This is a genomic window from Virgibacillus sp. Bac332, from assembly GCF_003667785.1.
Lineage (GTDB): Bacteria > Bacillota > Bacilli > Bacillales > Amphibacillaceae > Virgibacillus > Virgibacillus salarius.
Window position 1 is genome coordinate 3,493,637 of record NZ_CP033046.1, and the last position, 19,063, is coordinate 3,512,699.

The window sequence follows — 19,063 nt, forward strand, 5'->3', positions numbered from 1 at the left end:
ATCAAATTTCACTGCATTTCCATTGTATAAAAAAACAATAAATTTCACAAGAACTTCGGAAATTTATTGTCAATGACTTGTCGAATATTATCTATTTTTATTTATTTCTTGATCTGCTCGATAGATAAAGGCAAATACTTCAGCTACAGCTTCATACAATTCCTCTGGTATTGCTTCATTTATATTTAATTGTGCCAGCAGCGCTACTAATGATGGATCTTCCATAATAGGTATATTATTTTCTTTTGCTTTTGCAATGATATCCTCAGCAATCAAACCCCTTCCTGAAGCTGACACGATTGGGACAGATTGTCGAGTTTCATCGTAACGAAGAGCAACCGCTTTATTTCGCTTATCTTTCATATTTTATAATCCACCCCTTGGTACGTAGTGGTTACGGAAAGCTTTTCTTTTGGTTCTTTTTCCGCTTGCAACGGTTTATGTATAATCGTTGACAGCTGATAATCAAGTGAATCCAACCCGTTTTGCAATGACGGCTTTAACGAACCTAATAGCTCCTTTATTCTTTTATTATTATTAAAAACAGTTATAGCTACCGTACGATTTTGTATGTGCATATCAATTACCGTACGTTTTAAGTACATCAATTCTAAATCGAATAAAATTCGACAATGATCAGGATCGAATTCGCCATTAGTCGTTTTCTTCCCTTCAAACAACAATTCCGCATCACCTTTTAATCCCATCTTATTCCCAGGTACTTGCAAATAAGCTTGGATAAAGTTGTCTGATTCTTGAACTGATTGAAGTTGCAGTGCGTTTATATGGTGTAATAGTTGCTTTGCTCGTTCATGCAATATTCCTTCATTCTGTGTAAACATGTTTATGAGCATTCCCTTTAATGTAGGCTGTTGCACTTTCTCATTTGCTACTGTATGTTCATACGTTAAACCTAACCATTGAATGGTTTGTCGAATGGCGGACAAAAAGTGGTCTTTACTACCTAGATTCGTCTGATTTTTGCCATTTAGTAGTAACTGTTCTAATTGTGTATATGTCTCATTACGTTGCAATAATTTTAAATTAACTATAAATCGTTGCAGGTCTGATTTCGTATGCAGGCTGCTTAAATGAGATACATTTGGGAATGTATCCTTGATTAGCTGCTTTATTTGTTGTATGTCACTTGTTCCAAAATGCTGCTTTCCGGTAACAGGGTAAATTTTATCTTGTAATACACTTACTAAACTTTCCGTTCGTGCTATGTAGTCAGCTTTATTTGCAATTACTTCGGAAAGCCGATTTCCCTTTATACCTGTCCATAAACCTGTAACTGCCTGTTGCTGAGCAGAACCACTCCCATTGGTGGTAGCGGAAGCATTTGACATAATTCCATTCGTTTTATCAATGGTTGGTTGCGTTAATCCAAGTATGTGTAATAAAGGGATAACCTGTCGATTCGGCACCATGCTCTTTATTTGCATATTGGGGTATGCTTGGTCTGAGAATGGTTGAAGTAATAAAGCTATCTGCTGTTTTAGCTGTGAATGGTTAACCTGCCCTGGCAATTGCTGAAATACTTCTAGTAATTGTTTTGAGAGTGAATGCGAATCTTTTGTTACCAGTGCCTGAAATACAGCATTTGAAATTGGCCAACGATTTCTTATCATTTCTTTTATAATGGAGAGTTCTTGTTGATTCCCTTTTTTACCTACTAATAATTGAAAAGCTTGAGAAAGCTGCGATTTGTCAAAGGGGATCTGATCACGCATTAATTCTTGTAGGAATACCATATTTGTCTTTGTCTGCTTTAACCCTAGCTGTTCTAATAGTTGTAGGGCAGTTTTCCCCACCTGCGTGCTCGACCGTTCTCCTAGCACTTTTAATTCCAGTACTTGATCATTTTCTACTACTTGAAAATAATAGTTTCCACCAGCATGAAGAGAGGCCTGTAACTGTGCAATCATCTTATGCTGACCAATTTGTATTTGCGCTTTATTTCCTGGAAAAAGCTTTAACACTCTCCCCTGGATAATTTGCCCTTTCTTCAATGGGGCTATATGATTACTTGTATTTACTTGTTGGTCACCTGAAATTCGTAGACTCATCCCGATAGTACCTCCTCCTAGGAAACTATATTTTTAACAGGTGAAAATGATCGTCGATGATGAGGGCATACACCATATTGTTCTAAACTTTCCATGTGTTGCTTTGTTCCATACCCCATATTAGAAGCGAATTCATACATAGGAAACTTATTATGTAAATCCTTCATATAATTATCTCTCGTTACTTTTGCTAAAATACTTGCAGCAGCAATAGATACACTTTTTGCGTCCCCTTTAACAATAGCCTCCGATGTGCACGATAGCGAATCTAACTCCACCGCATCTATCAACACATGTTCTGGAGTTGGGCTTAGTTGGCCAATAGCATCATACATTGCAAGCTTTGTTGCCTCATAAATGTTGATTTCATCAATTTTATCGCTATTAATTATCGAAATTCCATAGCTTAAAGCTTTCTTTATAATGACTTGATAAAATTTATCTCTGTCAGCTTCTGTTAATTGCTTAGAATCATTCAAGCCTAGTAATTTAAAGTCTGCTGGTAATATCACACTTGCTGCTACCACAGGTCCGGCAAGCGGTCCTCTGCCGGCCTCATCAACCCCTGCAATATAATGTATATCTTTTGAATAACAGGCGTTCTCGTATGAAATCATTTCCCTATGCCGCTGCTCTAATTCTTGTTTTTTTAATTGACGCTTTTCATAGCTCGCAATTAATTGCTGAACACCTTTTCGCTCATCCATCCGTAAATGGGAAATCAATTCTTCATTTAATTCTCCGGCTTCAAATAATTTCTTTAGTACAGCTATTGATTTTTTATTCATTGTATTAACACCTATCTCTCTGTATCTAATATCGGCCAGTTTCATTAATTTGTTAGTGTTTCAAACCCTAAACCTTTCTATTGATGACGATTTATACGTATGACATGAAATAAGACACCCATCCGAAGATGCATGTCTTGGTAACCCTCTAATTTAGGGACATCATTTACTGATTAGAAGGAGATTCTAGTGAAACTCTACCTAGTTTTCCTGTACGTAAATCCCTAATAACAATATCGGATACCTTGGCCAAATTAACTTTACCACCACTCTCGAGTGCTCCACGTTGCTTACCTATTGCATTAAAGATTTCCCACATATCGTCCATATCACGGTCTACTTGATAGCGCTCCTCCAATTTTTGAGGATAGTGCTTTTGTAAATAAGTAATGACAAAAGCCACGATATCTTGCAAGGAAAGCAATTGATCTTTTATCGTACCGATAGCTGCTAAACGATAACCAACTAGCTCCTCCTCAAATTTTGGCCATAATATACCTGGTGTATCCAATAACTCAAAATCCCTTTTGACTTTTATCCATAATTGCTGTTTTGTCACTCCCGGTCTATCACCAGTTTTAGCAATCTTTTTATTCGCTAAACGATTGATTAGCGTTGATTTTCCAACATTAGGAATTCCTACGATCATTGCTCTTGCCGCTCTAGGCTGTATTCCTTTCTTTCTTAATTTGTCCATCTTCGCCTGCGCTTGTTCCTTCGCTAACTGAATGACTTGTTTTATATCATTCCTATCATTCACATTAATTGCTATTGCTGGTATATGTTTTTTCTCGAAATAGGCCAGCCATTGGTTTGTAACATACTGATCGGCTAAATCCTTTTTCATCATTACAATCATCTTTGGTTTATTCTGTAACACTTGTTGTAACATCGGATTTTGTGAAGAAAATGGAGCTCGAGCATCAACTAATTCCATTACAAAATCAACAAGCTTAAGTTTTTCTTCTACTTCCCGTCTAGCTTTTGCCATATGACCGGGAAACCATTGAATGGTCATTGTTTAAACCTACTTTCCTATCGTCTGCATTCGATTGAACGGCCAATATATGAGGTCTGTTTTTCCTACAATTTGATCAGTAGAAACGACCCCCAGTACACGGCTGTCCGTTGAATTCCCTCTGTTATCTCCTAATACTAATACATGGTCTTCTGGAATAACATCATATCCACCAGGAAGGTCTTCTAACGAAAAGTCATTCGTTAGGATTTGATATGATTTAAGACTATCCTTTTGATCTGTTAAGAATGGTTCATTCACTTCTTCTCCATTAATGTACAATACATTATCAATCACTTCAACATGTTCTCCTGGCAATCCAATTACACGCTTAATAAAATCCTTTTTTGATGACGCATGGAATACAACCACATCAAATCGTTCTGGTTCATGTAAATGATAAGCAAATTTGTTTACAATCATTTGATCGCCATCATGTAATGTTGGAAGCATAGACGGTCCATCAACTACAATTGGAGCGAAAAAGAACATCCGAACTATAAAAGCCAATCCAAAGGCGATTAATAAAGCCTTTAACCAATCTAACCATTCGTTCTTCTTTTCTTTCTTCCTTTTTCCCATATTTCCCCCTCCAACCTTTGTACATAAGACCCTCTTTATATATTACAATAATTATGTACTTAAACAAAACTGGGGCTTTCTTAGTTGGAAAATCTTAAGCAATATCAGTAACGAAATAAGCATTTAGTTTACTAGCTATACTGCTTAAAACTTCAATATTTTCCCCATAACCTCTAGTACAAAAAAGGAGCTTGTGCAGATTGCCAAGCTCCTTTCCAATGATTTTGTACTCGTATACTATTAGCGACGTTCTTTAATACGAGCTGCTTTACCACGAAGATTGCGTAAGTAGTAAAGTTTCGCACGGCGAACAATACCACGACGCGATACTTCGATTTTATCAATACGAGGTGAATGTACTGGGAATGTACGCTCAACACCTACTCCATAAGAAAGCTTTCTTACTGTGAATGTTTCGCTAATTCCACCGTTTTGACGTTTAATAACGACACCTTCGAATACCTGAATACGTTCACGGGAACCTTCCACAACCTTAACGTGGACTTTAACAGTGTCTCCCGGACGGAAATCAGGATGATCATTACGAAGTTGGTCTTTAGTAATGTCTTCAATTAATTTTTGCATCTGGCTTCTCTCCTTCCAAACCAATGCTCATATCTACTATGTGACAGCGGAACATCGTTTATAAAGCTTAAAGACGGAACTTTAAGCACATCATTTAATATACCATATCAAACTCTAGACTTCAACCACTTATTTATCATCCCATTCTTCTATCCATCGTTTCCACTCTTCTGGTATATTTTTATGTTCTAGTAAATCACGTCGACGCTGATATGTTCTTAGCAATGATTGTCGTTCTCTCCAAGCATTAATTTTCCCGTGATCTCCTGATAACAAAACCTCTGGAACTTTCAATCCTCGGAAATCTGCTGGCCTCGTATAATGTGGATGCTCCAATAAACCTGTCGAGAAAGAGTCCTGAGGTGCTGAATCTTTATTCCCCAGCACTTCAGGAAGTAAACGAACAACACTATCCATCACAACCATTGACCCTATTTCTCCTCCAGTAAGCACAAAGTCTCCAATAGAAATTTCGTCTGTTACTAAGTGTTCTCTAATTCTTTCATCATACCCTTCATAGTGACCACATATAAAGATAAGATGATCCTCCTGAGAAAGTTCTTCTGCCTTCTTCTGATTATAGGTTTCTCCCTGTGGGCACATGAGAATAATTCTGGAATTATCAGATTTTCTTTGCTTTTTTACAGCTTCCACCGTGTCAAAAATTGGTTGTGGTGTTAATACCATACCCGCACCACCACCATACGGATAATCATCTACTTTATAATGTTTGTTTTCCGTGTAATCTCGAAAGTTTACTAAATTGTAGCTAAACCTGTCATTTTCATACGCCTTTTTTAAGATAGATGACTGTAATACTCCATGAAACATCTCTGGAAAAAGGGTTAGTATATCGATGTGCATCAGTCTAACAATCCTTCCATCGGCTCAATAATTACTTTACTTGCCTGCGTATCTACTAAAGTGACAACAGATGCAATATAAGGAATAAGTACATCCTTTCCTTGTGATCGACGAACGACCCATACATCGTTGGCGCCAGGAGATAAAATTTCTTTAATTGTACCTATTTGTTCTCCATCATTTGTAAAAACGGCACATCCAATAATTTCGTGATAATAAAATTCATGTTCTGCCAGGTCTGTCAACTGATCTTCTTTTATTTTTAACTTACAACCTTTATAAACCTCTACATCATTTATATTCGTCAATCCTTTAAAACGTAGTAGGTCAAATCCTTTATGCATACGATGGCTTTCAATGGTTAATTCCTTCTGTATATTACCATCCTTAACAATATACAGTGTCTTTCCAATCGAAAAGCGTTCTTCGAAATCGGTAATTCGCAGTACCTTTACTTCACCGTGTATTCCATGTGTGTTAATTATCTTCCCTACAGTATACATTTTCTCTGTCATCATCTCACCTGCTATTCATCAATTCGAATGACTATATCGTCTTTGACAACGATAGCACTTTCACCCATAAGCTCATTCCAATGCGATCCTTCTGAGACCTCAACAAGAGCTTCAACCTCTTTTTCTATTATTTCACTACCCATCTCCAGCATTTCCAGTTGCTCTATTTTAAAATCAGCAAGCTTAATTTTTTCTTTACGATTATTAATTTCCTGTTGAAAACGATGACCAACCTCTTGCTTGGAGATTCCTGGTTTATTAGAGAGCTTTCTTTGTTCGAATAAAAGCTGTTGACACTCTTGTTCAAGCCGCATTTTATGATTGTAAAAGTTAGTTTTTAATTTTTCTTTGCTCTTCTCTGTGACAATTTGCTTGATTAGGACTTTTTTTATAATTTTCAACGTTCATTCCTCACTCTCACAAAGCGTCTTGTAACTTGTAAAAAAATGTGTAAAAAGGGAAAGGTTCCGCCCTTTCCCTCTACATAATATCTAAATAAACACGCTTATTGCTATTGGTTTTTGCTGCGTAAACAACTGTACGGATCGCCTTGGCAATTCGTCCATTTTTACCAATCACCTTACCAACATCATCAGGGTTCACGGAAAGATGATAAACAATCTTTGATTCTTCTTCCGTTTCCGTTACCACAATGTCTTCTGGGTGATCTACGAGTGACGTTACAATAGATTCAATAAGGGCTGTCATGATATCACACTACTTTGCAATTTGATTTTTTTGCTCGTGGAATTTCTTCATGATGCCTTCTTTTGAGAATAGATTGCGAACTGTATCACTAGGTTTAGCACCTTTAGTCATCCAGTCAAGTGCTTTTTCTTCATCTATTTTAACTTCAACTGGATTTACAACAGGATTATAAGTTCCGATTTGTTCGATAGAACGTCCATCACGTGGAGAACGTGAGTCAGCTACAACGATACGATAGAATGGATTTCTTTTAGATCCCATACGTTTTAAACGAATTTTAACTGCCATGCTTCTTGCACCTCCAAATATAAGTATTTAACACATTTTTAGATTTTAGCAGAAAACAGAAAGTCTGTAAAGTGTTTTTCCATTACAATGCTTAATCCTTTGATTTTCCTACTTGTAATTAGGCCCTTGAACCTTCGTTCTTCTCAAATCACATGAAGCAATTCAAGCTTGCAAGTATGAGCTGAGAGCTTCCGAATTCTGAATTACATAAATGGAAATTTCATTCCTTTACCTTTCTTACCCTTTTGCATATTTGTCATTTGCTTCATCATTTTTTTCATCTCTTCAAATTGTTTTAATAGTCTGTTTACTTGAGAAACCGAAGTTCCCGACCCTTTTGCTATTCGCTTCTTTCTACTCGCATTCATCAAACTTGGGTCCTGGCGTTCATTCTTAGTCATGGATTGAATAATGGCTTCTACATGTGAAATTTGTTTTTCGTCAATTTGAGCATTTTTAAGCCCCTTCATTTTATTAGCGCCCGGAATCATTGACATTAGATCATCTAATGGCCCCATCTTCTTCACTTGTCCCATTTGCTCTAAGAAATCATCAAATGTAAAGGACATGTTCTTCATTTTTTCTTCAAGCTCTTTCGCCTGTTTTTCATCTACATTCGTTTGGGCTTTTTCAATTAACGATAATACATCACCCATACCAAGTATTCTAGAGGCCATTCGATCAGGATGAAACGCTTCTAACTGATCAAGCTTTTCCCCCATACCAGCAAATTTAATTGGTTTATCTGTCACAGCCTTAATGGATAAAGCAGCCCCACCACGAGTATCTCCATCTAATTTTGTTAGAACTACCCCTGTAATATCTAACTGTTCATTAAAGCTTTCAGCTACATTGACTGCATCTTGTCCCGTCATTGAATCCACAACTAGATAAATCTCATCAGGTTTAACAACCGATTTGATTTCTTCTAGTTCTTGCATTAGTTCACTATCAACATGTAATCTCCCTGCAGTATCAATGATTACATAATCATGATGCTCTTCTTTCGCTTTTTCAATCGCCTTTTGGGCAATATCAACCGGGTTTGCATCTGTTCCCATAGAGAATACCGGTAAATCAAGCTGTTTCCCTAACGTTTCGAGCTGTTGAATTGCTGCAGGGCGGTAAATGTCGCAAGCTACAAGTAATGGTGAACGATTATGTTTCTTCCGTAAAAGGTTAGCAAGTTTACCAGTTGTAGTTGTTTTTCCAGCACCTTGCAGACCAGTCATCATAATTACCGTTGGAGCTTTGTCTGCTACAGCGATCTTACTTTGTTCGCCACCCATGAGTGCTGTTAGCTCTTCTTTTACAACTTTAATAACCTGTTGCCCAGGCGTTAAGCTTTCCATAACTTCTTGACCAACAGCACGTTCTTTAATTCGTTTGATTAAATCTTTTACAACTTTATAGTTTACATCGGCTTCCAGTAATGCAAGCCGAACTTCTCTCGTCATTTCCTTTACATCCTGCTCAGAAACCTTACCTTTACCAGTAATTTTTTTAATTGTACTTTGCAGGCGGTCGGCCAATCCTTCAAACGCCATAGAAGGTGTCCCCCTAATCTAATTCTTTTAATTTATGAATGATTTGCTGAACAGCTTTTTGCTCAGACAATTCAGCTTCCAGACTTTCTATAAGCTCAGATCGCTGCTGAAACTTCTTGTATAAGGATAGCTTTTCCTCATACGTTTCCAACATATGTTCTGTTCGCTTAATATTATCATATACAGCCTGCCTTGATACATCGAATACTTCAGAAATCTCACCAAGAGAATAATCCTCAAGATAATACATTTCCATGTAATTTCGCTGTTTGGGTGTAAGTAATGCCTGATAAAAATCAAATAAATAATTCATTCGCGTTGTTTTTTCTAGCATGATATACACCCCTTGTTAAGTGATTTACCTTTACAAAATATAATAACGAATGTTCCGTTTGTATGTCAAGCCGCTACTAATTAATCTTCTTCTAGCATATCCGCAAATAACCCATAAACAAACGCATGCGCATCAAATTCTTGTAGATCTTCCATCTTCTCTCCCAATCCTACATACTTAACTGGAAGTTGTAATTCATGACGAATAGCTAAAACAATACCACCCTTAGCTGTACCATCTAATTTCGTTAAAACGATGCCAGAAACATCTGTCGCTTCTGAAAATGTTTTTGCTTGACTAAGAGCATTTTGCCCAGTAGTTGCATCCAATACAAGTAAAACTTCATGCGGAGCACCAGGGACCTCCCTCTCAATAACTCGCTTAACTTTTGCTAGTTCATTCATTAGATTAACTTTATTTTGTAATCTTCCTGCTGTATCACAAATAAGAACATCAGCATTGCGTGATTTCGCTGACTTTATTCCATCAAAAATAACAGCAGCTGGATCACTACCTTCGTTTTGTTTGATTACATCAACACCGGCTCGTTCTCCCCAAATATCTAACTGTTCAATCGCTCCAGCTCGAAACGTATCTCCTGCAGCTAAAACCACTTTTTTTCCTTGTTGTTTTAGCTGATAGGCCAATTTACCAATAGATGTCGTTTTTCCAGCTCCATTTACACCCACTACTAAAATAATGGATAGTTGTTCCTCTTGAAGATTTAGATGTTCTGTTTGTTCATCATCTTCTCCGTAATATATTTCAACGAGTTTTTCTGAAATAACATCCTTCACCGCTTTGGAGTCTTTGATATTTTGTCGTTTTACTTCCATTTTCAATTCATCAATTAAATCCATTACAGTCGATACACCAACATCAGCAGTGATTAACACTTCCTCTAATTCTTCGAAAAAGTCCTCGTCTACTTTCCGGTATCGAGCTATTAAATCATTAATCCTTCCAGAAAAAGATTGACGGGTCTTCTTCATCCCGTCTTTATATTTCGTTGAAACCTCTTTGGTTTCTTCTTCATTTTTTTGAAATTTCATTTTCCATTTATCCATAAATCCCATTTCCATTACCTCCTTATGACTTTATTAATTCCTTTGTATCTTCCAGTCGAACGGAAACTAATCGAGATACACCCGATTCCTGCATCGTTACACCATATAGAACATCTGCTTCTTCCATTGTACCTTTTCGGTGGGTGATTACAATGAATTGGGTATTTTCACTAAATATTTTTACATAGTTAGCAAAACGTGATACGTTTGCTTCATCTAACGCTGCCTCTACTTCATCTAATACACAGAATGGCACTGGACGCACTCGTAAAATAGCAAATAATAAAGCAATAGCAGTTAATGCCCGCTCTCCACCAGATAATAACCCTAAATGCTGAAGCTTCTTACCCGGCGGCTGTGCTACGATATCTACGCCTGTATCCAGTAAACTTTTTGGGTCCGTTAATTTTAATTCGGCCCGACCTCCACCAAAGAGTTGTTGAAATACGGTAGCAAACTCTTCCTTTATTTGCTGAAAAGTATTGCCAAATCGTTTTTTCATTTCTTCATCCATTTCCGCAATTACATCGTAAAGGGTTTTCTTGGCATCAACTAAATCAGTTTGTTGCTCTGTCAAAAATGTGTACCGCTCAGTGATTCGTTCATACTCATCGATTGCCCCTAAATTCACTGTCCCCAACTGATCAATTTGCTGCTTCAATTGCTGCACCGCTGATTGAGATGCTTCTTTATTTTCAGCCTTATCGTAGATTTGTTTTGCCTTCTCATACGTAATAATGTATTCATTCTGTAAATGAGACAGAAGATTTTCTAATTCTACATCCATTCGATTCGACTGTACTTCTTTTTTCTGAATATCTGCTCTGAGAGCTTCGTAATGTTTATTCTCTTCTTTCAATTCACGCTCTTTATCCTGCATGATTTGCGTGCGTTCTGATCTTTCTCCTCGCTTTTTTTGTATGGTTTCTGTGATTTTTTCCTTCTCAGTACGATGATTCGAAATAGATGCATCAATTTCCTCTTCCGTCTCATTCGACTGATGAAAAGCAAGCAAATCATCTAATTCCTCAGCATACAGATCGTATTGACGTTGTAGTTCAGCTAATTGGTTCTGAACACTATTTGTTTTCTCCCGCTGACTCTTCTCGCGCTCATCCTGTTCTGCTAGTAATACATGGTTGCGATGTAACTCCTCTTGTAACCTTTCCTTATTCTCTTGAACTTCCGATTGTTGCTTTGTTACTATTTCAATTTCTTCCTCTAGTTGTTGGGTCTTACTATTTAAGTCGGCTAATTCCTCTGTTAATCGCGCTTGTCGTTGAACGAGCTGTTCTTTATCTTCTGCAAATTGTTTTTTATCCTGATCGTATAATGTAAGATTATCGTTTAAGGTTTCTTTTTTCATTTCAATTTCTCGATGAAAAGCACGTAATTCCTGTAGTTTTTGCTGCTCTTGTTGAATACTCTGTTCTTCTTCAAGTAATTGTTTTTCTGTTTCACTAATATATTGCTTTTGCTTTTGTACATTTTTTTCAAAATCTAAGGTTTTTGATTCAAACTGCCTTAGCTTCTCCGTCATTTCCTGTAGATCTTTTTCTCTTGTAAATAGAGATTGATTTGTCTTTTTTTGCGCTCCACCTGACATGGAACCTCCTGGGTTAACAACATCTCCCTCCAGTGTGACAATACGAAATTTCCGCATCGCCGTAGTAGCCAGCTCGTTGGCATCTTTTAATGTTTTTGCAATAATAACGTGTCCCATTAGATGATTAATGGCCTTCCTGTACGTATTATCCACATTGACTAGATGCGATGCGATGCCGATAAATCCTTGATGCTGCTCTAACTTCTTCATTAGCTCGCTTGGAATAAAACGCTCTTGGATAGAAGCTAACGGTAAAAATGTTGCCCGGCCACTATTTGTTTTTTTCAACCATACGATGGATTGTCTTGCTGCCTTATCATCTTTTACAACAATGTGTTGTGCCTGTCCACCAAGTACCGTTTCTATCGCAGTGATATAGGATTTGGGTACATGTATTAATTCAATAACTGCTCCATTAATATCTGTCAAGGTTCCATCTTCTCTTGCCTTTAGCACAGCCTTTACACCATGAAAGAATCCCTGAAAGTCTTCTTTCATTTCTTCAAGCATTTCTTTTTTTGATTTAATTTTTTCGATGTACTGATACCCTTGATATAATTTTGCCTGCGCTTCTTGGAACTCACTTCTTCTTTGCTCCAATTCTTGCTTGATCGCTTTTATAGTGTCGTCTTTGTCTGCGTACTTATTTTCTTGGCTCTTTAGATCTTCTGCCAGTTGATTTGCTTGCTTTGTCAGTTTTTCTCTTTCACGCAGTAAGTCTTTAAATTTTTCCGTTTGTTTTTCTTTCTTGCCATCAAGCTGTTGAATTCGCTCGTCAATGGAGTGTAATTCATTTCGCCGAACAGCTTGCTTATTTAAATACTCGATGTACTCTGATTTTAAATCTTCAATTTTCTCCGCAAGGTTCTCTTTTCCTAAGCTTAGCTTCTGTTCGAGTTGTTTAATTTCACCTTTTGTTGCAGCTTTTATGGTTTGTAATTCAGATAGGCGTTTTTTTTCCTGAATAACTTCTTCATGCAATTTTCCAATTCGAATTGAAGTTTCCTTTTTTTGCTCCTCCAGTTTTTCTTTGTTGTCTTCAAAGTGCTTGAATCTCTCTAAAAATAATTGCTTCTTTCCTTCATATTTTTCCAACTGCTGTGTCATAGATAACAAATCAGCCTGTAGCTTTTCGATGGTGCCATCTAATTGATCAATTGCTTGTCTTTCACTTTCTTGTGACGCTTCTTTTTGTTGAATCGCTGTTTTCAACTCTACTTCTTTTAATTTCATTTGATCGAGCTCTTGAAGCGTTGATTGCCATTGATTATGTATAATCTCAATTTCAGCTAGAAGATAAGAAATTTCTTTTTCCTTTAATTCTTCTTTGAGTGCTACGTATTTTTCTGCTGTTTGTGCTTGCTTTTTCATTGGATCGAGTTGTTGCTCGATTTCATGAATAATATCTTCTACACGGTTTAGATTTTCTTGTGTTTCAGCTAGTTTATATTCGGCTTTCTTCTTCCTCTGCTTATATTTCAGAACCCCAGCTGCCTCTTCAAAAATAGTCCTTCTTTCCTCTGCTTTTGAGCTAAGAATTTCTTCCACTTTTCCTTGACTAATAATTGAAAAGGCCTCACGTCCAAGTCCTGAATCCATGAACAAATCAACAATATCTTTTAATCGACACGATTGATTATTTATATAGAACTCACTTTCACCAGAACGATATACCCTTCTAGTTACACTTACTTCTTCATATTCTAAAGGTAGGAGCTGGTCATGGTTATCCAATACTAACGTTACTTCTGCAACATTTAATGCTTTACGTGTATCACTCCCTTGGAAAATAATATCTTCCATTTTAGATCCACGTAAGGATTTTGCCGACTGCTCCCCTAGCACCCAACGAATAGCATCCGTTATATTACTTTTTCCACTTCCATTAGGTCCTACCACTGCAGTTACTCCTGGAACAAAATCAACATTAATCCGTTTTGCAAAAGATTTAAAGCCAACACTTTCCAACCTTTTTAAGTACATATTACATTCTCCTAATTCAATAAAGAACATTGACAAATTGCATCTATTTAAGTTCTCAATTATCATAAATTTATCAAGCACGATTCTTATTCATCGTATTTCTATAATTAGTTTTACGAAAAACAAATTTGGCTTTTTACCGCATTTATTTTATCATAAACATAGAAACAAAAGAAGAGTAGACCATACATACTCTATTAGTTTTAAATCGTAGGGGAGAGATATTATAGAATGAGCTTAGAAAAACCATCAGCAGAAAATTTAAAGATTTTACTTGATGAAATTGCTGAACAACTAGATGTTGTTAATCGCACGATAATGGATCCGGAAGATTATGATTTGAATAAATATGAAGAGATCAAATTTATGTATGATATGATTAAACAGAAAGGGCGACTCAGCGCTCAAGAAACACAAGCTTTTATTGAAGAGCTACGATCTGTTCGAAAGCATTAAGTGAATACGTAACGATTCCCATTATGAAGTTCGCGGGACAGAGGCCTGCCCACACGAATACAGAACCAAAAAAGATGCTCCTTCACTTAGCTAAGCTTAATGAGTGAAGGAAATCTTTTTTTGTAGTCTAGGAAATTATAAAATTTACCCATGTGGATAAATGGCGCGTGTTGAGTCGCTTGCAAGGGGAGCTCCCAAACTTTCATTCTATTTAACTGTAATAGTGGTTTCTCATAAGAATGAAAAGTGTGAGCTGTTGCTTCCTGCGAGAGTGCGTCAGTTTTTGTGTACAAAAACTGACGCACTACTGAAAAAACAACGGCTCATCCTAATCGTTCTATCTACTTTAAAACAACTGTAGTTGTTTTATGAATTATATTTATCTATCGCTGCTTTTGCAGCACGCTGCTCGGCTTCTTTTTTTGTGCGTCCAATGCCCGATCCATAAATTTCATTTTGAATGAGTACATTAGCAACAAATTCTTTATGATGAGATGGGCCTCTTTCTTCTATAATTCTATACTCGATTAATTGATTTTTAATCTGTTGAATTAATTCTTGTAACTGACTCTTGTAATCCATCGCATGCGAAAAAGCACCATCTGTAATCTTCGGAAATACATGGTCTTCTAAAAATTGTAACGCTGCATCAAACCCCTGATCCAAATATAATGCTCCTAAGAAGGCTTCAAAAACATCAGCAAGTAAAGCAGAGCGGTCTCGACCACCTGTTTGTTCCTCCCCTTTACCTAGTAATATAAATTGACCAAATTCAAGACCTCTGGCAAAGCTAGCTAGTGAAGGTTCACAAACAATAGAGGCTCTTAATTTAGTCATTTCTCCTTCTGGCATATGTTGATGCTTACGAAAAAGATATTGAGATACTCCTAATTCTAGTACAGCATCACCTAGAAATTCCAACCTTTCATTATCCGAAAATACTTCCTTACGATGCTCATTCACATAAGATGAATGTGTAAATGCCTGTCTAATCAATATATGGTTGTGAAACATAATATTTAAATGTTTCTCTAACTGGGCAATTTCCACGCTGGACACCTCAATTTCCATTAAATATACGGAAAGCCCCGCCAAAACTCGCGAGACTTTCTCTTCCTGTTATTCTTGTGTGCTGTTTATGTAGTTAACAGCATCACCAACTGTATTTATTTTTTCAGCCTCTTCATCAGCAATTGTCATATCAAATTCGTCTTCAAGCTCCATTACAAGCTCAACCACATCAAGAGAGTCAGCTTCTAAATCTTCTTTAAACGATGCTTCCATTGTTACTTTTGACTCTTCCACATCAAGACGATCAACGATAATATCTTTTACACGATCAAACACATCTGCCACGTTCCTTCACCTCCTTTCAAGGAAATCCGTAGTATTACATAACCATTCCACCATCAATATGAATCGTTTGGCCCGTAATGTAGTTTGCATCATCGCTTGCAAGGAAGCGTACAACCTTTGCAACATCCTCTGGCTCTCCAAGCTTGTTTAAAGGGATCATTGCTAGCATTTCCTTTTGCTGTTCATCAGTTAAGGCATCCGTCATATCTGTAGATATAAAACCTGGCGCTACGGCATTAACATGAATATTTCTTGAAGCAAGTTCCTTTGCTGTTGTTTTCGTTAAACCTATGACACCAGCTTTTGCTGCTACATAATTTGCTTGTCCAGGATTTCCGCTAACTCCAACAATGGAAGCTACGTTAACAATCTTTCCAGCTCTTTGCTTCATCATTTGTCTTGTAACTGCCTTTGTACAAACAAATACACCTTTTAAATTGGTATTAATTACTTGATCGAATTCTTCTTCTTTCATTCTCATTAATAAATTATCTCTCGTTATACCGGCATTATTAACAAGAATGTCCAATGAACCAAAATTACTTACTACTTCTTTAATCATTGATTTAACACTTGCCTCATCAGCTACATCAGCTTGCACGATAAAAGCATTAGAGCCCATCGCTTTAATTTCTTCGACAACAGCTTTCGCTTTATCTTCGCTCCCAGCATAATTCACGGTGACATTCGCACCTTGTTTTGCTAATTCTAATGCAATGGAACGGCCTATACCACGAGACGCTCCTGTAACCAATGCGTTTTTGCCTTTAAGCATTATTAATCCCCCTTAAACCATGATATAAAGTCATTTAATGAAGCAGTATCTTGAACAGCAAACGTAGTAGTATTTCGATTAACCTTCTTCACCAAACCACTTAACACTTTACCATTTCCTACTTCTACAAATGCATCTACTTCTTTCTCCATCATATTTCTAATTGATTCCTCAAATCGAACAGGAGAATACAGTTGTTTAATTAATAGTTCTTTGATCTCAGCATTCTCCCTTACTGGTGAAGCTGATACATTTGCGTAGATAGGAATCGCTGCATCATTAATCGTTACCTTGTTTAAGTACTCTGAAAATGCCTCATTAGCCGATTTCATAAGACGAGAATGAAATGGTCCACTGACATTTAACGGAAGAACGCGTTTAGCACCTTTCGCTTTTAAAATTTCTTTGGCCATCTCGATACCTTTAACTGACCCAGAAATAACAATTTGTCCTGGACAATTTAGATTAGCTAGATCTACAACTTCTTCATTTATTTCACTAAGCCCAGCTTGAATCGTCTCACTATCTAACCCAAGCACTGCCGCCATTGTACCTTGTCCTTTTGGAAAAGCCTGCTCCATTAATTTTCCACGTTTTGCTACAAGTGGCAAAGCTTCCTCTAACGAAATAGCTCCAGCAGCTACTAATGCGCTGTATTCTCCAAGACTATGACCAACCGTCATTACTGGCTGTACTTCCATATCTAATAACATGGTGTGAAGAGCGATGCTTGTTAATAATAAGGCCGGCTGTGCATTTTCTGTTTCTGTGAGTTCCTCTTTTGGCCCTTCAAACATAATTTTTGTTAGATTCTTTTGTAAAATTTGATCTGCATCATCAAAGAGTTTTTGGATCTTAGGTGATGCTTCATATAGTTCTCTTCCCATTCCTACTGTCTGGGACCCTTGCCCAGGAAACATGAAGGCAACCTGCTTCATTATTTGTCCCCCTCCAAATTCATTGTCTCAATCGTTTGTTTAATCGTTTCCGTAATTTGGTTATTAACCATGTGACACGTCTGTTTAACTGCATTATATATGGCGTTTGAATCAGATGAACCATGCGCCTTCACAACTGGTGCTGCTAATCCGAATAATCCTGCCCCGCCATATTCTGCATAATCTAGTTTTGCTTTTAATCCTTTCAAGTCGTTTTTAATCATACCAGCGGCAATTTTCGTTTTTACAGATGACATAAATGTCTCTTTAAGCATGGAAAACATAGCCCCGGCAGTTCCTTCAATTGTTTTTAATGCAATATTACCAGTGAATCCGTCAGTTACTACAACATCTGCAACGTTAGTTAACAAATCACGCGCTTCGACATTGCCGATAAAATTAATTGGCGTATCACTCAAAAGGTGAAACGCTTTTTTAGTAAGGTCATTCCCTTTCCCATCTTCGGTTCCAACATTTAATAACCCTACCCTAGGATTGGTAATAGAGCGCACTTGCTCGACATAAATAGAACCCATTAACGCGTATTGTAATAGGTGATTCGGCTTCGCATCAACATTTGCACCTACGTCCAATAGCAGGAATCCTTGCCCATCTAAAGTGGGTAATGTCGGACTTAGAGCAGGGCGCTCAATGCCTGTAATTCTACCAACGATAAAGAGACCTGCGCTCATTAATGCTCCCGTATTTCCAGCAGAAATACAAGCATCGGCTCTACCTTCTTTTACCTCTTGGGCCATTAAGACTAATGACGCCTTCTTTTTCCTGCGAACCGCACGTACAGGTTCATCTTCTGAAGTAATTACTTCTGTTGTATGTAAAATATCAATATTTTTAGTATCTGTTAAGTACTCATTTATCTTCGCTTCATCCCCAACTAGGGTAATATGTAGTTGGTCAATCTCAGAGACAGCTTTCATCGCTCCAAGTACTACAGCTTTTGGTGCATGATCGCCACCCATGGCATCTATTGCAAGTTTCATTTATTGTTCTCCTTTTTGTTCATTAGGTTGATACATATGGAAAATACCAGTAAACACTGTTTCATTTTCTACAATGCTGTTAACATGAACAATCGTAAGTCCTTTCTCTTTTCCTTCAACTACAGCCTTCGCAACCACGCGTTCGCCTTCTTTAACCTGTCGTGTAAATTTCAATTCTGATTTAGCAGTTAGAGCTAATTCATCATTAATCACAGCAACAGCAAGAGAATTTGCCTGAGCAAACAAATGATGACCACGGGCAATTTTATTACGCGAGAATACATGCTCCGCACCAATGTCTAAAATTGAGATTGCCCGATTATCTAATTCCAAGTCAACCACTTCTCCAATTACTTCTTCAAGTGGTAATGCTTTAACAGTTTCATTCCATTGGTTCGTAGCAACTGATTTAATCCGCTGCCTTAATTCAGGAATAGAAAGCTCCATCCGATCTAACCGGATCGTTTGGATACTGACAGAGAATTGTTTTGCCAATTCTTCATCTGTAATAAAAGGTGTCTTTTCAATTGTCTCTTTTAATAATCGTTGTCGATCACATTTTGGTCGTTTCATGCTTGCACCG

22 protein-coding genes are annotated in these 19,063 nt (G+C 37.2%); 1 reads left to right on the forward strand and 21 read right to left on the reverse strand.

Annotated features, from left to right (window positions below):
* Positions 1-87 precede the first annotated feature (87 nt).
* From D9782_RS16720 to smc, 15 genes are all read right to left on the reverse strand, one after another.
* Positions 88-363 (reverse strand): EscU/YscU/HrcU family type III secretion system export apparatus switch protein, encoded by a 276-nt coding sequence (locus D9782_RS16720; RefSeq protein ID WP_026680878.1) that lies wholly within the window; start codon positions 361-363, stop codon positions 88-90.
* Positions 360-2,069 carry a hypothetical protein gene (locus D9782_RS16725; protein ID WP_121605230.1) on the reverse strand — a complete coding sequence of 570 codons (1,710 nt, stop codon included), beginning with the start codon at positions 2,067-2,069 and terminating at the stop codon, positions 360-362. The genes D9782_RS16720 and D9782_RS16725 overlap by 4 nt, the downstream gene beginning before the upstream one ends.
* Positions 2,070-2,086: 17 nt before the next feature.
* Positions 2,087-2,857: a ribonuclease HII gene (locus D9782_RS16730; protein ID WP_026680876.1), complete on the reverse strand. Its 771-nt coding sequence runs from the start codon at positions 2,855-2,857 to the stop codon at positions 2,087-2,089.
* A 166-nt stretch (positions 2,858-3,023) separates the two neighbouring features.
* Positions 3,024-3,875 (reverse strand): ribosome biogenesis GTPase YlqF, encoded by an 852-nt coding sequence (gene ylqF / locus D9782_RS16735; protein WP_026680875.1) that lies wholly within the window; start codon positions 3,873-3,875, stop codon positions 3,024-3,026.
* A 9-nt stretch (positions 3,876-3,884) separates the two neighbouring features.
* On the reverse strand, positions 3,885-4,457 hold the full coding sequence (lepB, locus tag D9782_RS16740) for a signal peptidase I (protein WP_026680874.1): 573 nt from the start codon (positions 4,455-4,457) through the stop codon (positions 3,885-3,887).
* A gap of 240 nt (positions 4,458-4,697) precedes the next feature.
* On the reverse strand, positions 4,698-5,042 hold the full coding sequence (gene rplS, locus D9782_RS16745; RefSeq protein ID WP_026680873.1) for a 50S ribosomal protein L19: 345 nt from the start codon (positions 5,040-5,042) through the stop codon (positions 4,698-4,700).
* Between the two features lie 129 nt (positions 5,043-5,171).
* Positions 5,172-5,906, reverse strand: coding sequence for a tRNA (guanosine(37)-N1)-methyltransferase TrmD (trmD, locus tag D9782_RS16750; protein ID WP_026680872.1), 735 nt, complete (start codon positions 5,904-5,906; stop codon positions 5,172-5,174).
* The gene (rimM, locus tag D9782_RS16755; RefSeq protein WP_026680871.1) at positions 5,906-6,421 is read right to left on the reverse strand and encodes a ribosome maturation factor RimM; all 516 of its coding nucleotides are present in this window, start codon (positions 6,419-6,421) and stop codon (positions 5,906-5,908) included. The genes trmD and rimM overlap by 1 nt, the downstream gene beginning before the upstream one ends.
* Before the next feature lie 11 nt (positions 6,422-6,432).
* Positions 6,433-6,822: a YlqD family protein gene (locus D9782_RS16760; RefSeq protein ID WP_026680870.1), complete on the reverse strand. Its 390-nt coding sequence runs from the start codon at positions 6,820-6,822 to the stop codon at positions 6,433-6,435.
* A 79-nt stretch (positions 6,823-6,901) separates the two neighbouring features.
* Entirely contained in the window at positions 6,902-7,129 is a 228-nt protein-coding gene (locus D9782_RS16765; protein WP_026680869.1) for a KH domain-containing protein, read from the reverse strand.
* A gap of 9 nt (positions 7,130-7,138) precedes the next feature.
* Positions 7,139-7,417 (reverse strand): 30S ribosomal protein S16, encoded by a 279-nt coding sequence (rpsP, locus tag D9782_RS16770; RefSeq protein ID WP_026680868.1) that lies wholly within the window; start codon positions 7,415-7,417, stop codon positions 7,139-7,141.
* A 203-nt stretch (positions 7,418-7,620) separates the two neighbouring features.
* Positions 7,621-8,964 (reverse strand): signal recognition particle protein, encoded by a 1,344-nt coding sequence (gene ffh / locus D9782_RS16775; protein ID WP_026680867.1) that lies wholly within the window; start codon positions 8,962-8,964, stop codon positions 7,621-7,623.
* Positions 8,965-8,977: 13 nt separating this feature from the next.
* Complete coding sequence (locus tag D9782_RS16780; protein ID WP_026680866.1) at positions 8,978-9,298, reverse strand: putative DNA-binding protein; 321 nt, start codon at positions 9,296-9,298, stop codon at positions 8,978-8,980.
* Between the two features lie 80 nt (positions 9,299-9,378).
* Positions 9,379-10,374, reverse strand: a complete 996-nt coding sequence (ftsY, locus tag D9782_RS16785; RefSeq protein ID WP_026680865.1) for a signal recognition particle-docking protein FtsY — start codon at positions 10,372-10,374, stop codon at positions 9,379-9,381.
* A gap of 13 nt (positions 10,375-10,387) precedes the next feature.
* Positions 10,388-13,954, reverse strand: coding sequence for a chromosome segregation protein SMC (gene smc, locus D9782_RS16790; protein ID WP_121605231.1), 3,567 nt, complete (start codon positions 13,952-13,954; stop codon positions 10,388-10,390).
* Between the two features lie 231 nt (positions 13,955-14,185).
* Between smc and D9782_RS16795 the strand changes: the two genes are divergently transcribed.
* Positions 14,186-14,410 (forward strand): DUF1128 domain-containing protein, encoded by a 225-nt coding sequence (locus tag D9782_RS16795; RefSeq protein WP_026680863.1) that lies wholly within the window; start codon positions 14,186-14,188, stop codon positions 14,408-14,410.
* Between the two features lie 366 nt (positions 14,411-14,776).
* Here D9782_RS16795 and rnc read toward each other — a convergent pair whose 3' ends face one another.
* From rnc to fapR, 6 genes are all read right to left on the reverse strand, one after another.
* A complete protein-coding gene (gene rnc / locus D9782_RS16800; RefSeq protein WP_121605232.1) occupies positions 14,777-15,460 on the reverse strand; it encodes a ribonuclease III in 684 nt (227 codons plus the stop codon).
* A 69-nt stretch (positions 15,461-15,529) separates the two neighbouring features.
* A complete protein-coding gene (acpP, locus tag D9782_RS16805; RefSeq protein ID WP_026680861.1) occupies positions 15,530-15,766 on the reverse strand; it encodes an acyl carrier protein in 237 nt (78 codons plus the stop codon).
* A gap of 34 nt (positions 15,767-15,800) precedes the next feature.
* Positions 15,801-16,541, reverse strand: a complete 741-nt coding sequence (gene fabG / locus D9782_RS16810; RefSeq protein WP_121605233.1) for a 3-oxoacyl-[acyl-carrier-protein] reductase — start codon at positions 16,539-16,541, stop codon at positions 15,801-15,803.
* Positions 16,542-16,543: 2 nt separating this feature from the next.
* Positions 16,544-17,479 carry an ACP S-malonyltransferase gene (fabD, locus tag D9782_RS16815; protein ID WP_121605234.1) on the reverse strand — a complete coding sequence of 312 codons (936 nt, stop codon included), beginning with the start codon at positions 17,477-17,479 and terminating at the stop codon, positions 16,544-16,546.
* Positions 17,479-18,480, reverse strand: a complete 1,002-nt coding sequence (gene plsX / locus D9782_RS16820) for a phosphate acyltransferase PlsX (protein WP_026680858.1) — start codon at positions 18,478-18,480, stop codon at positions 17,479-17,481. The genes fabD and plsX overlap by 1 nt, the downstream gene beginning before the upstream one ends.
* A complete protein-coding gene (fapR, locus tag D9782_RS16825; RefSeq protein ID WP_121605235.1) occupies positions 18,481-19,053 on the reverse strand; it encodes a transcription factor FapR in 573 nt (190 codons plus the stop codon). It lies immediately after the preceding gene.
* Positions 19,054-19,063 lie beyond the last annotated feature (10 nt).

Excerpts from the sequence above, each read along its gene's own strand:
- D9782_RS16780 (WP_026680866.1), bottom strand. The coding sequence starts at position 9,298 with ATGCTAGAAAAAACAACGCGAATGAATTATTTATTTGATTTTTATCAG.
- fabG (WP_121605233.1), bottom strand. The coding sequence starts at position 16,541 with ATGCTTAAAGGCAAAAACGCATTGGTTACAGGAGCGTCTCGTGGTATA.
- D9782_RS16765 (WP_026680869.1), bottom strand. The coding sequence starts at position 7,129 with ATGACAGCCCTTATTGAATCTATTGTAACGTCACTCGTAGATCACCCA.
- fapR (WP_121605235.1), bottom strand. The coding sequence starts at position 19,053 with ATGAAACGACCAAAATGTGATCGACAACGATTATTAAAAGAGACAATT.
- rpsP (WP_026680868.1), bottom strand. The coding sequence starts at position 7,417 with ATGGCAGTTAAAATTCGTTTAAAACGTATGGGATCTAAAAGAAATCCA.
- D9782_RS16720 (WP_026680878.1), bottom strand. The coding sequence starts at position 363 with ATGAAAGATAAGCGAAATAAAGCGGTTGCTCTTCGTTACGATGAAACT.
- ftsY (WP_026680865.1), bottom strand. The coding sequence starts at position 10,374 with ATGGGATTTATGGATAAATGGAAAATGAAATTTCAAAAAAATGAAGAA.
- rplS (WP_026680873.1), bottom strand. The coding sequence starts at position 5,042 with ATGCAAAAATTAATTGAAGACATTACTAAAGACCAACTTCGTAATGAT.
- D9782_RS16730 (WP_026680876.1), bottom strand. The coding sequence starts at position 2,857 with ATGAATAAAAAATCAATAGCTGTACTAAAGAAATTATTTGAAGCCGGA.
- fabD (WP_121605234.1), bottom strand. The coding sequence starts at position 17,479 with ATGAAGCAGGTTGCCTTCATGTTTCCTGGGCAAGGGTCCCAGACAGTA.
- plsX (WP_026680858.1), bottom strand. The coding sequence starts at position 18,480 with ATGAAACTTGCAATAGATGCCATGGGTGGCGATCATGCACCAAAAGCT.
- ffh (WP_026680867.1), bottom strand. The coding sequence starts at position 8,964 with ATGGCGTTTGAAGGATTGGCCGACCGCCTGCAAAGTACAATTAAAAAA.
- lepB (WP_026680874.1), bottom strand. The coding sequence starts at position 4,457 with ATGGGAAAAAGGAAGAAAGAAAAGAAGAACGAATGGTTAGATTGGTTA.
- rimM (WP_026680871.1), bottom strand. The coding sequence starts at position 6,421 with ATGACAGAGAAAATGTATACTGTAGGGAAGATAATTAACACACATGGA.
- ylqF (WP_026680875.1), bottom strand. The coding sequence starts at position 3,875 with ATGACCATTCAATGGTTTCCCGGTCATATGGCAAAAGCTAGACGGGAA.
- smc (WP_121605231.1), bottom strand. The coding sequence starts at position 13,954 with ATGTACTTAAAAAGGTTGGAAAGTGTTGGCTTTAAATCTTTTGCAAAA.
- D9782_RS16795 (WP_026680863.1), top strand. The coding sequence starts at position 14,186 with ATGAGCTTAGAAAAACCATCAGCAGAAAATTTAAAGATTTTACTTGAT.
- D9782_RS16725 (WP_121605230.1), bottom strand. The coding sequence starts at position 2,069 with ATGAGTCTACGAATTTCAGGTGACCAACAAGTAAATACAAGTAATCAT.
- trmD (WP_026680872.1), bottom strand. The coding sequence starts at position 5,906 with ATGCACATCGATATACTAACCCTTTTTCCAGAGATGTTTCATGGAGTA.